This window comes from Citrobacter sp. RHBSTW-00017, assembly GCF_013797615.1.
GTDB classification, from domain to species: domain Bacteria; phylum Pseudomonadota; class Gammaproteobacteria; order Enterobacterales; family Enterobacteriaceae; genus Citrobacter; species Citrobacter braakii.
The window spans coordinates 3,986,370-3,997,653 of the sequence record NZ_CP056899.1 but is presented as its reverse complement, the minus strand read 5'-3'; the positions used below and the strand labels follow the sequence as shown (position 1 = coordinate 3,997,653).

The following is an 11,284-nucleotide window of genomic DNA, read 5'->3' as shown; positions in this document are numbered from 1 at the left end:
TACAGGAATACTATGAGTCTGAATTTCCTTGATTTTGAACAGCCGATTGCAGAGCTGGAAGCAAAAATCGATTCTCTGACTGCGGTTAGCCGTCAGGATGAGAAACTGGATATTAACATCGATGAAGAAGTGCATCGTCTGCGTGAAAAAAGCGTAGAGCTGACGCGTAAAATCTTCGCCGATCTTGGCGCATGGCAGGTAGCCCAACTGGCGCGCCATCCACAGCGTCCGTACACCCTGGATTATGTCCGCCTGGCATTTGATGAATTTGATGAGCTGGCGGGCGATCGTGCCTATGCGGATGATAAAGCTATTGTCGGCGGCATCGCGCGTCTGGATGGCCGTCCGGTGATGATCATTGGTCATCAGAAAGGCCGTGAGACCAAAGAAAAAATTCGTCGTAATTTCGGCATGCCGGCACCGGAAGGCTATCGCAAAGCGCTGCGTCTGATGGAAATGGCCGAGCGTTTCAATATGCCGATCATTACTTTCATCGACACCCCAGGGGCTTATCCGGGCGTGGGCGCGGAAGAACGTGGTCAGTCTGAAGCGATTGCGCGCAACCTGCGTGAAATGTCGCGTCTGAGCGTACCGGTAATCTGCACCGTTATTGGTGAAGGTGGTTCCGGTGGCGCGCTGGCGATCGGCGTGGGCGATAAAGTGAATATGCTGCAATACAGCACCTATTCCGTTATCTCCCCGGAAGGTTGTGCCTCCATTCTGTGGAAAAGTGCCGACAAAGCGCCGCTGGCCGCAGAAGCGATGGGGATTATCGCGCCGCGTCTGAAAGAGCTGAAGCTTATCGACTCTATCATCCCGGAACCGCTGGGCGGCGCGCACCGCAACCCGGAAGTGATGGCTGCGTCCCTGAAAGCACAGTTGCTGGCCGATCTCGCCGACCTCGACGTGTTAAGCAAAGATGATTTGAAAAACCGTCGTTACCAGCGTCTGATGAGCTACGGTTACGCGTAAACTGCATTAATTCTGAAAAGGGCCACAACGCTGTGGCCCTTTTTTTTACCTGTGGTTTCACCAGGCTATGATTAACTAAGGTTTTTCCAGGAGGAACGCATGAATATCATTGCCATCATGGGACCGCATGGCGTCTTTTATAAAGATGAGCCCATCAAGGAACTTGAGCGTGCGCTGCAACAGCAGGGGTTTCAGATTATCTGGCCGCAGAATAGCGTCGACCTGCTTAAGTTTATCGAACATAACCCACGAATTTGCAGTGTCATTTTTGACTGGGATGAATACAGTCTGGATCTGTGCAGTGACATCAACCAGCTCAACGAGTATCTCCCGCTCTACGCCTTTATTAATACCCATTCGACGATGGATGTCAGCGCGCACGACCTGCGCATGGCGCTGTGGTTTTTTGAGTATGCGCTGGGCCAGTCTGAAGATATTGCAACCCGCATCCGTCAGTACACCAGCGAATACCTCGATAACATCACGCCTCCTTTCACCAAGGCGCTGTTTACCTATGTGAAGGAAGGAAAGTACACCTTCTGCACACCCGGACATATGGCGGGAACGGCGTATCAGAAAAGCCCGGTAGGCTGCCTGTTCTATGATTTCTTTGGCGGCAATACGCTGAAGGCCGACGTGTCTATTTCCGTGACTGAACTCGGATCGCTGCTGGATCATACCGGCCCGCATCTGGAAGCGGAGGAGTATATCGCGCGCACCTTTGGCGCCGAGCAGAGCTATATGGTGACCAACGGCACCTCGACGTCGAACAAGATTGTCGGCATGTATGCCGCGCCTTCAGGCAGTACGCTACTGATTGATCGCAACTGTCATAAGTCGCTGGCGCATTTGCTAATGATGAGCGATGTGGTGCCAATCTGGCTGAAGCCTACGCGCAATGCGCTGGGGATCCTCGGCGGTATACCTCGTCGGGAATTCACCCGCGCAAGCATTGAACGCAAGGTAGAAGAGACCCCTCAGGCACTATGGCCGGTACACGCGGTGATCACCAATTCCACCTATGACGGCCTGTTGTATAACACCAACTGGATCAAGCAAACCCTGGATGTGCCCTCCATTCATTTTGATTCTGCCTGGGTGCCGTATACCCATTTTCACCCGATCTATCAGGGGAAAAGCGGGATGAGCGGCGAACGGGTGCCGGGGAAAGTGATTTTTGAAACCCAGTCAACCCACAAGATGCTGGCGGCACTATCACAGGCTTCTCTGATCCACATTAAGGGCGACTACGACGAAGAGACGTTCAACGAAGCCTTTATGATGCACACTTCCACTTCCCCGAGCTACCCGATTGTCGCGTCGATAGAAACGGCGGCGGCAATGCTGCGTGGCAATTCAGGCAAGAGGTTAATCAATCGTTCGGTGGAGCGGGCGCTGCATTTCCGTAAAGAAGTGCAGCGGCTACGCGAAGAGTCGGATGGCTGGTTCTTTGATATCTGGCAGCCGGAAAGGGTAGATGAGGCGGAGTGCTGGCCGGTAGCGCCTGGTGAAGACTGGCACGGATTTGTTGATGCTGACGCCGACCATATGTTCCTCGACCCGGTGAAGGTCACCATTCTTACGCCGGGAATGGATGAACAGGGAAATATGAGTGAAGAGGGGATCCCTGCGGCGCTGGTGGCGAAATTCCTTGATGAGCGCGGCGTCGTTGTCGAGAAAACGGGACCGTATAATCTGTTGTTCCTGTTCAGTATTGGCATTGATAAAACCCGGGCGATGGGGCTACTGCGCGGCCTGACGGAATTTAAACGCTCGTACGATCTGAATTTACGCGTGAAAAATATGCTGCCGGATCTGTATGCCGAGGATCCCGATTTCTATCGTAATATGCGTATTCAGGATCTGGCGCAGGGGATCCATAAGCTGATCCGCCAGCACGATCTCTCCGGGCTGATGCTGCGGGCATTTGATACCTTACCGGAAATGAAAATGACCCCGCACCAGGCCTGGCAGCGGCAGATCAAAGGTGAGGTCGAAACGGTGGCGCTCGATCAACTGGTGGGGCGCATTTCTGCCAATATGATTCTGCCTTATCCTCCCGGTGTGCCGCTCTTGATGCCCGGGGAAATGATTACGGCTAAAAGTCGGGCTGTACTCGATTTTCTGCTGATGTTGTGTTCAGTGGGCCATCACTATCCTGGATTTGAAACCGATATCCATGGCGCTAAACTGGGTGAAGATGGCGTGTATCGCGTGCGAGTCCTAAAAATGGCATGACGACTTGCGTGAACCCATTACGCATGAGTAACGTGCTGGCAGAAAAACGAAAGAGGCGATGACGCTATGCTGGGATTAAAACAGGTTCACCATATTGCCATTATTGCGACGGACTACGCGGCGAGTAAGGCATTTTACTGTGATGTGCTGGGCTTTACGCTAATCAGCGAAGCCTACAGGGAAGAACGTGACTCGTGGAAGGGTGATCTGGCATTGAACGGTCAGTATGTGATTGAGCTTTTTTCTTTTCCATTTCCGCCTTGCCGTCCGAGCCGACCGGAAGCCTGCGGTTTACGCCATCTGGCGTTCAGCGTAGATGACGTGGAAAAAGCGATCGCGCATCTGGAAGCTCACCACGTGAAGTGCGAATCCGTGCGTATCGATCCGTTTACCGGCAAACGCTTTACGTTTTTTAACGATCCGGACGGATTACCGCTCGAACTGTACGAGCTGTAAGTCTTATCATTGTGGCATTAGCCTGGCAATGTGCCGGGCAATGCCCTTGTAAGTAACCATCATGACGACACTCACGCTGAACACTTCACTGCTGAATTCTCAATCGATTCTGGTCGCCTTTAGCGGCGGGCTGGACTCCACCGTGCTGCTGCATCAGCTGGTACTGTGGCGAGCGCAAAATCCTGAGGTTGCCTTGCGCGCAATCCATATTCATCACGGATTAAGCCCGCAGGCAGACAGTTGGGTGCAACACTGTGAGTCGGTATGCGCACAGTGGCAGGTGCCGCTGGTGGTTGAACGGGTCCATCTTGAGGATGATGGTTTGGGCATCGAAGCTCAGGCGCGACGCGCGCGCTATCAGGCATTTGCGCAGATCTTACTACCGGGTGAAGTGCTGATGACCGCCCAGCATCTCGACGACCAGTGTGAAACCTTTCTACTGGCGCTTAAACGCGGCAGTGGTCCTGCCGGGCTCTCCGCCATGGGCGAAAGCTCACCATTTGCCGGAACCCAACTGATTCGACCGCTGCTGGCGCAAACGCGAGAGGCGCTTGAAGCATGGGCGCGACAGCATGAATTATGCTGGATCGAAGATGAAAGTAATCAGGATGATGCCTACGATCGCAATTTTCTCAGATTGCGCGTTACCCCCTTGCTCCAACAGCGATGGCCGCACTTCGCGCAAGCCGCAGCCCGTAGCGCCGCGCTGTGCGCCGAGCAGGAGAGTTTACTGGATGAACTGCTGGCCAATGATTTAGCCGACTGCGTGACTGCCCAAGGCACGCTGTTACTGGCACCGTTAATGATGATGAGTGGCGTGCGGCGTGCCGCTCTGCTTCGTCGCTGGTTGGCGGGGGTAAATGCACCGATGCCTTCCCGGGACGGGCTGGAACGTATCTGGCAGGAAGTGGCGTTGGCGCGAGAAGATGCTTCCCCCTGTTTTCGTCTAGGAGAATATGAGGTCCGTCGCTATCAGTCACAGCTATGGTGGGTTAAATCGGTCGACGGGCAAAGCGAAACAGTCATCCCGTGGTCATGTCGGGAAACGCCGTTGACGCTGCCTGCCGGGTTAGGCTCGGTGCAGCTAATCTCGGCTGGCGAATTGCGCATGCCGCAAGCAAGTGAAGCGATCAGTATTCGTTTTAAAGCGCCAGGCGTATTGCATATTGTCGGGCGTAACGGTGGACGTAAATTAAAGAAAATCTGGCAGGAGCAGGGGATCCCGCCCTGGCGACGAGATACCACGCCGTTGTTGTTTTACGGTGAAACGTTGATTGCGGCTGCGGGTGTTTTTGTGACGCGTGAGGGGGCGGCGGTAGATGAAGAAGGCATGAGTCTGATTTGGCACGCCTGATGGCGCTGCGATTATCAGGCCTGGTCATTTAGGCCTGATAAGGCGCAAGAAAAGCTAAGATTCGCTGACGACCACGGTACCGATTTGCGGGTGGCTGAAGCTGGCAATTTTATCGAGACGAAGCTCCCGGATTTCACCTGCGACATCTGCGACCAGATACTCCACGTTTTTGCGTGAAACCAGGTCATTCGCTTTCGCCTGCAAAACTTCGCCATCTTTTAGCGCCAGCGTCAGTAACAAATGGTTCTGGCAGGCGAGTTCAAGATTGTCGTAATCATCACAATTGATGGGTTGATACGTTTCATTCATTGACATAATCGCTCACCAGTAAGTTGGCGGCAGCATAGGCCGCTTTTTCCCTGACCGACTCTGGAAGGGCGCTGTCTGCCGCCACTTCATTAAGCACCTTCAATACGCAACCCAGCGCATCCGGGATATACCCTAAGTCTCCGCTGGCGATTTCCGCGTACCGCTTGCGTATTAACTCACAATATTTTTCCACATGCCCTCCTGTCAGCACTCTGACTTAACCGTGGATGCAAGTCTAAGCCTACGAAGATAAACTCTGTTTAGCAAGGTGACTATACCATACTCATTCAAGCAATATCAGCGCCTTGATTGAGGAGCTGTTAGCAGCCTTTTGCGGCAGTTTTCGCTACAATGAGCGCCTGATTCGAAAGGAGTTCTCTCATGGCGCTTAAAGCGACAATTTATAAAGCCGTCGTCAACGTAGCGGATCTCGACCGCAACCAGTTCCTTGACGCGGCCTTGACGCTGGCGCGTCATCCCTCTGAAACCCAGGAGCGCATGATGCTGCGCCTGCTGGCCTGGATTAAATATGCCGATGAACGGCTGCAGTTCACGCGTGGCCTGAGTGCTGAAGACGAGCCTGAAGCATGGCTGCGTAACGATCATCTGGGCATCGATCTCTGGATTGAACTGGGTCTGCCGGATGAGCGTCGTATTAAAAAAGCCTGTACCCAGTCTGGTGAAGTTGCCCTGTTTACTTACAACAGCCGTGCGGCCCAGATCTGGTGGCAGCAAAACCAGAACAAGTGTGCGCAGTTTAAAAATCTCACCGTGTGGTATCTGGATGATGAACAGCTGGCGCAACTGAGTGATTTTGCTGGTCGTACAATGGCGCTGCAGGCAACTATCCAGGATGGCGCTATCTGGCTGTCTGATTCTCAGAACAATCTGGAAATTCATCTGACCGCGTGGCAGCCGCGTTCATGATTGTTATCTCCCGAAACGTCTCTATCCCTGACAGTGAGCTGGAAATCACGGCGATTCGGGCACAGGGCGCGGGCGGTCAGCACGTTAACAAGACCTCTACGGCTATCCATTTGCGCTTTGACATTCGGGCCTCAGGCCTGCCAGAGTATTACAAGGAACGTCTGCTGGCCGCCAGCCATCATCTGATTAGCAGCGATGGCGTTATTATCATAAAGGCGCAGGAATACCGTAGCCAGGAGCTAAATCGGGAAGCGGCAATCTCCCGACTGGTGGCGGTGATAAAAGAATTAACCGCGGTGCAAAAAAGCCGACAGGCAACACGTCCAACGCGCGCCTCGAAAGAGCGCAGGTTGTCATCGAAGGCGCAAAAATCCACAGTGAAAGCACTGCGTGGGAGAGTTCGTCGAACGCAAGACTGACGAGCGGGAATAAAAAATTATAAGGAATTCATAGTGAAAACAGCAATATTGTCCGTGGTCGCTGCATGCACGCTTTTTTCCTTGATCGGCTGTAACAACCGTACTGAAGTCGATGTAGTACAGCCGACGCGGGCGGCAGAATTAAAACCGATGCAGCAAAGCTGGCGTGGCATTTTGCCTTGCGCGGACTGCGAAGGAATTGAAACCTCTCTGTTCCTGGAAAAAGACGGCACATGGGTGATGAACGAACGCTATCAGGGCGTGCGGGATGAACCGTCCTCCTTTGCCTCTTATGGTACATGGGCGCGCACTGCCGATAAGCTGGTGCTGACTGACAGCAAAGGTGAAAAGTCGTACTACCGGGCAAAAGGTGAAGCGCTGGAGATGCTCGATCGTGAAGGTAACCCGATTGAGTCACAGTTCAACTACACGCTTGAGCCAGTTTCTGCCAGCTTACCGGTGACGCCAATGCCGATGCGGGGCATGTACTTCTATATGGCTGACGCGGCAACCTTCACTGATTGTGCGACGGGTAAAAGAGTCTCTGTCGCGAACAATGCACAACTGGAGCGAGATTATCTGACTGCGCGTGGTGCAACGGATAAGGCAGTTCTGCTTACTGTGGAAGGGCACTTCACGATGGAAGAAAATCCTGATACGGGCACACCAGTGAAAACCTTAAGAGCGGATAAAGAAATTAAGTTTATCCCTGGCCAGAGTTGCGATGATTAATCTGCAGCTTATAAAAACTGTCCGGGCGATCGCCGGACAGTTTTTCCTTATCGGATCAATCCAACAAAACGGCTGGTTTTGATATAAATCCCTAACTTCAGGTGGCCGATATACTGTAGCTGCGTTTCAGACTTAAACGCTGAAATGTCACCTTCGCGCATATGCATCAGGTCGGAAGGGCTAATCCAACCCGGCTGCGCCATTGTTAGCGGATGCCCGGCTGTGGCAAACGCATCGGTTACAAATTCGGAGCAAAACCACGCCTTCTTTTCTCCTTCACTGGTATTGTTCAACTGTGCTTTTGCCAGCCCGCTGACGCATTGCTGGCGAAAATCCTCTGAGAAAGGATTCAATGAACATATTTGCCGGGTCACCATAAACGGAATAAATTCGACGATGCCGCGGTAGTTATAGCCGCTATCTTTGATTTTATAAGCGAATGTTTTGATTTCTTCGGCCTGCTGCGGTGTGAGGTTGGGGACCCGCAGAGCAAAAAGCTTATCGCTGTGATTTTCAGCCTTTTTGAGCGAAATGATTTGTACTCCCGCCCCGGTCGCTTCGGCAACTTCATTATCGCCAAGGTAAACGGCGACATGGCTGACAGAAGAGGTGCTGAACGCGCGAATACCAAATGAGGTCACCCCAAGACTGGAGGAGAACAGCAGGTCGCCCGGCCTGAGGTCGGTATCCGTAATTTCATGCAGCGCTTGATCGGTAAATGAGCTTTGATGCTGGAGTTTTATCTCCCATTTCTTTGCCTGGGCATCAACAGCGGTTGCTGATGAATTTTGCTGACTGACGTCAATCGTGCAGGCTGAAAGCAGAAGAACGAAGGGGAGGAGCAGGCGGTAATACGCCGTTGGTTTAGGCATTTTATACAATCCATGTAAAAAAGGCCCTGATCCTCAGGGCCTTGTGCTGGTATTAGCCTTTAATAGCTTTGACCAGGTAGTCGACGATGTCGCCGGTTTTAATCAGCTCTTTCTCGCCGTTACGACGGTATTTGTATTCGATATCGTCGTTGTCGAGGTTACGGTCGCCCAGCACGATGGTATGCGGAATACCGATGAGCTCCATATCAGCAAACATCACGCCTGGACGCTCTTTACGATCGTCCATCAGCACTTCAATACCCTGCGCGCGCAGCTCCGCGTACAGCTTTTCAGCCAGCTCCTGCACACGGTAGGATTTGTGCATGTTCATCGGCAGAATAGCAACCTGGAACGGGGCAATGGCGTCTGGCCATACAATGCCGCGATCGTCGTAGTTCTGTTCAATCGCGGCAGCCACAACGCGAGTGACCCCGATACCGTAGCAGCCCATGGTCAGCGTCTGGTTACGACCATCTTCTCCCTGAACGGCGGCTTTCATCGCTTCAGAGTACTTGGTACCCAACTGGAAGATGTGGCCCACTTCGATACCGCGTTTGATCATCAGCGTACCTTTGCCATCCGGGCTTGGATCGCCGGCGACCACGTTACGAATGTCAGCTACTTCCGGGGTGGCCACATCGCGATCCCAGTTGATACCGAAATAGTGTTTACCGTCGATGTTGGCACCGGCAGCAAAATCGCTCATTACCGCAACGGTACGGTCGATAACCACCGGAATCGGCATGTTCACCGGACCCAGAGATCCAGGACCTGCTTTAACCAGCGCACGAATTTCTTCTTCGGTGGCGAAGGTCAGCGGGCTGGCAACCTGCGGCAGTTTTTCCGCCTTGACTTCGTTCAGCTCGTGATCGCCACGAACCAGCAGCGCAACCAGCGGGTAGCTGCTGCCTTCAACCGCTTTCACCAGCAGGGTTTTCACGGTTTTCTCGATAGGCAGGTTGAATTGTTCAACCAGCTCGGCGATGGTTTTAGCGTTCGGCGTATCAACCAGCGTCATTTCCTGCGTTGCAGCGGCGCGCGGTTCTTTCGGTGCAACAGCTTCGGCAAATTCGATGTTTGCCGCATAGTCGGAAGAGTCAGAGAAGATCACATCGTCTTCACCGCTCTGCGCCAGCACCTGGAATTCGTGAGAGGCGCTGCCGCCGATAGAACCGGTATCCGCTTGTACCGCACGGAAATCCAGCCCCATACGGCTGAAGATTTTGCTGTACGCAGCGTACATCGCGTCGTAGGTTTCCTGCAGAGATTCCTGAGAAGTGTGGAAAGAGTAGGCATCTTTCATCAGGAATTCGCGGGAACGCATCACGCCGAAGCGCGGACGCACTTCGTCACGGAATTTGGTCTGGATCTGATAGAAGTTCAGCGGCAGTTGTTTGTAAGAGCTCAGCTCATTACGGATCAGGTCGGTGATCACTTCTTCATGCGTTGGGCCGAGTACGAACGAACGATCGCCACGGTCAGCAATACGCAGCAGTTCCGGGCCGTATTGTTCCCAACGGCCGCTCTCTTCCCACAGTTCAGAAGGCTGAACGACCGGCATCAACACCTCGATCGCACCGGCGTTGTTCATCTCTTCACGCACGATGTTTTCGACTTTTTTCAGGACGCGCACGCCGGTCGGCAGCCAGGTATATAACCCGGAGGCCAGCTTGCGGATCATCCCGGCGCGCAGCATCAGCTGGTGGCTGATGACCTCGGCGTCGGCAGGTGTCTCCTTCAGAGTGGAGAGCAGATATTGGCTAGTACGCATGTTGTTACGGTTCCAGTTGAACGATCGAACAGGCTCAAAATGAGCCTGGCACAAAACAAAAGTGGTTTAGTTTACCAGCGAGAAGGGGATGTCAAAAGAGTACGCGATGCAAATTAGCGGGCTTCCAGAGCAAAGACCTCAAATCCTGACGGCGTCACGCGCCAGCGGACGTTAAAGTCCAGCAACCAGACGGCATAGGTTTTACCTTCTTCCTCGTTTTTACGGTAGGCAGGACGCGGATCCTGCGCCAGCACTTCGGCAATAAACTGACGAAGATGCGGGTAACGCTGTTCGAGCTTTGGGAGTTGCTCAGCGAGCTCTTCACTGAACGTCACGTCTACACTGGCCTGCGGCGCGTCCTGAGCATAGCTGGCGCGAGCATCAGGCAGCGATTCGGCAAACGGCAGATACGGTTTTATATCCACTACCGGCGTGCCATCAACAAGATCCAGCCCGCCGAGCTCAAGGATTACGTGCTCTTTATGGCAACGGATGCCCCGCAGCTCAACCAACGACATGCCAACAGGGTTCGGACGAAACGTTGAACGCGTGGCAAAGACGCCCATTCTGGCATTGCCGCCAAGACGGGGAGGGCGCACGGTTGGACGCCATCCACCTTCCATTGTCTGGTGAAAAACAAAAATCACCCACAAATGGCTGAAGGCTTCCAGGCCGCGAACGGCATCGGCCTGGTTATAAGGTGCGAGCAAATGCAGTTCACCGTTGGCACTTTTCACCAGACCCGGCTGGCGTGGAACGGCGAACTTTTCTTTATAAGGTGAGCGGATAACGCCTATTTGCTCGAACTGAAAATGGCTCATTTCGCCGAAATGTTCAGTGCAGAACCGATGCAAACCGCCTGGCGATAGCAACCCGGCGTTCCGCTGGTTACTTCACAACTGTGCAGCAATACCGCATTTGCTTTCATTTTAGATGCGTTAATCTGCATGCGTTTGCGTGCGGTTGGAATGCTCGGCGGAGAATCCTGGTTGGATGCCTGGCAGGATTCGCCGCTGACTTCGCCGAGATCGCGGAACGGTTTGCCAACTAAATCTTCAGCGTTAGTAATGATTCTTACCGGCGCCGCGCGCGGTGCTTTGGGTTTTTCCGGCTCCGCTTTAGGCGGGGTAGCGGTGCTTTGAACGGGTTCAACAGGGGATCTGCTTAACATAGAACAGCCGCTCAGCATGAGTGCTACTAAACAGATCGGTAAAGCACGCATAATATTTCCTCA

13 protein-coding genes are annotated in these 11,284 nt (G+C 53.3%); 7 read left to right on the top strand and 6 right to left on the bottom strand.

What is annotated here, in order from left to right; genetic code table 11:
• Nucleotides 1-12: 12 nt before the first annotated feature.
• The 4 genes from accA (at nucleotide 13) to tilS (ending at nucleotide 5,020) form a co-directional block, all read left to right on the top strand.
• Nucleotides 13-972: an acetyl-CoA carboxylase carboxyl transferase subunit alpha gene (accA, locus tag HV037_RS19390; protein WP_003018513.1), complete on the top strand. Its 960-nt coding sequence runs from the start codon at nucleotides 13-15 to the stop codon at nucleotides 970-972.
• A gap of 99 nt (nucleotides 973-1,071) precedes the next feature.
• Nucleotides 1,072-3,210, top strand: coding sequence for a lysine decarboxylase LdcC (gene ldcC, locus HV037_RS19385; RefSeq protein ID WP_181500133.1), 2,139 nt, complete (start codon nucleotides 1,072-1,074; stop codon nucleotides 3,208-3,210).
• Nucleotides 3,211-3,276: 66 nt separating this feature from the next.
• Entirely contained in the window at nucleotides 3,277-3,666 is a 390-nt protein-coding gene (locus HV037_RS19380; RefSeq protein WP_016151771.1) for a VOC family protein, read from the top strand.
• Between the two features lie 61 nt (nucleotides 3,667-3,727).
• Nucleotides 3,728-5,020, top strand: coding sequence for a tRNA lysidine(34) synthetase TilS (tilS, locus tag HV037_RS19375; RefSeq protein WP_103283484.1), 1,293 nt, complete (start codon nucleotides 3,728-3,730; stop codon nucleotides 5,018-5,020).
• Between the two features lie 54 nt (nucleotides 5,021-5,074).
• Here tilS and rof read toward each other — a convergent pair whose 3' ends face one another.
• The gene (gene rof / locus HV037_RS19370) at nucleotides 5,075-5,335 is read right to left on the bottom strand and encodes a Rho-binding antiterminator (RefSeq protein ID WP_016151773.1); all 261 of its coding nucleotides are present in this window, start codon (nucleotides 5,333-5,335) and stop codon (nucleotides 5,075-5,077) included.
• A complete protein-coding gene (locus tag HV037_RS19365; protein ID WP_003018499.1) occupies nucleotides 5,322-5,522 on the bottom strand; it encodes a YaeP family protein in 201 nt (66 codons plus the stop codon). The genes rof and HV037_RS19365 overlap by 14 nt, the downstream gene beginning before the upstream one ends.
• A gap of 188 nt (nucleotides 5,523-5,710) precedes the next feature.
• On the opposite strand from HV037_RS19365, the gene HV037_RS19360 reads away from it, so the two are divergent.
• The 3 genes from HV037_RS19360 to nlpE are packed head-to-tail and all read left to right on the top strand — an operon-like array spanning nucleotide 5,711 to nucleotide 7,407.
• A complete protein-coding gene (locus tag HV037_RS19360; RefSeq protein WP_046275338.1) occupies nucleotides 5,711-6,256 on the top strand; it encodes a YaeQ family protein in 546 nt (181 codons plus the stop codon).
• On the top strand, nucleotides 6,253-6,675 hold the full coding sequence (gene arfB, locus HV037_RS19355; protein WP_016151775.1) for an alternative ribosome rescue aminoacyl-tRNA hydrolase ArfB: 423 nt from the start codon (nucleotides 6,253-6,255) through the stop codon (nucleotides 6,673-6,675). The genes HV037_RS19360 and arfB overlap by 4 nt, the downstream gene beginning before the upstream one ends.
• 30 nt (nucleotides 6,676-6,705) lie before the next feature.
• Nucleotides 6,706-7,407: an envelope stress response activation lipoprotein NlpE gene (gene nlpE, locus HV037_RS19350; RefSeq protein ID WP_103283485.1), complete on the top strand. Its 702-nt coding sequence runs from the start codon at nucleotides 6,706-6,708 to the stop codon at nucleotides 7,405-7,407.
• 47 nt (nucleotides 7,408-7,454) lie between these two features.
• Here nlpE and HV037_RS19345 read toward each other — a convergent pair whose 3' ends face one another.
• From HV037_RS19345 to rcsF, 4 genes are all read right to left on the bottom strand, one after another.
• Nucleotides 7,455-8,279, bottom strand: coding sequence for a YaeF family permuted papain-like enzyme (locus tag HV037_RS19345; protein WP_103283486.1), 825 nt, complete (start codon nucleotides 8,277-8,279; stop codon nucleotides 7,455-7,457).
• Between the two features lie 52 nt (nucleotides 8,280-8,331).
• Nucleotides 8,332-10,050 carry a proline--tRNA ligase gene (proS, locus tag HV037_RS19340; protein WP_016151778.1) on the bottom strand — a complete coding sequence of 573 codons (1,719 nt, stop codon included), beginning with the start codon at nucleotides 10,048-10,050 and terminating at the stop codon, nucleotides 8,332-8,334.
• A gap of 113 nt (nucleotides 10,051-10,163) precedes the next feature.
• On the bottom strand, nucleotides 10,164-10,871 hold the full coding sequence (gene tsaA / locus HV037_RS19335; protein WP_016155737.1) for a tRNA (N6-threonylcarbamoyladenosine(37)-N6)-methyltransferase TrmO: 708 nt from the start codon (nucleotides 10,869-10,871) through the stop codon (nucleotides 10,164-10,166).
• A complete protein-coding gene (rcsF, locus tag HV037_RS19330; protein WP_016151780.1) occupies nucleotides 10,868-11,272 on the bottom strand; it encodes an Rcs stress response system protein RcsF in 405 nt (134 codons plus the stop codon). Before rcsF ends, tsaA begins: the two co-directional genes overlap by 4 nt.
• Nucleotides 11,273-11,284: the final 12 nt, after the last annotated feature.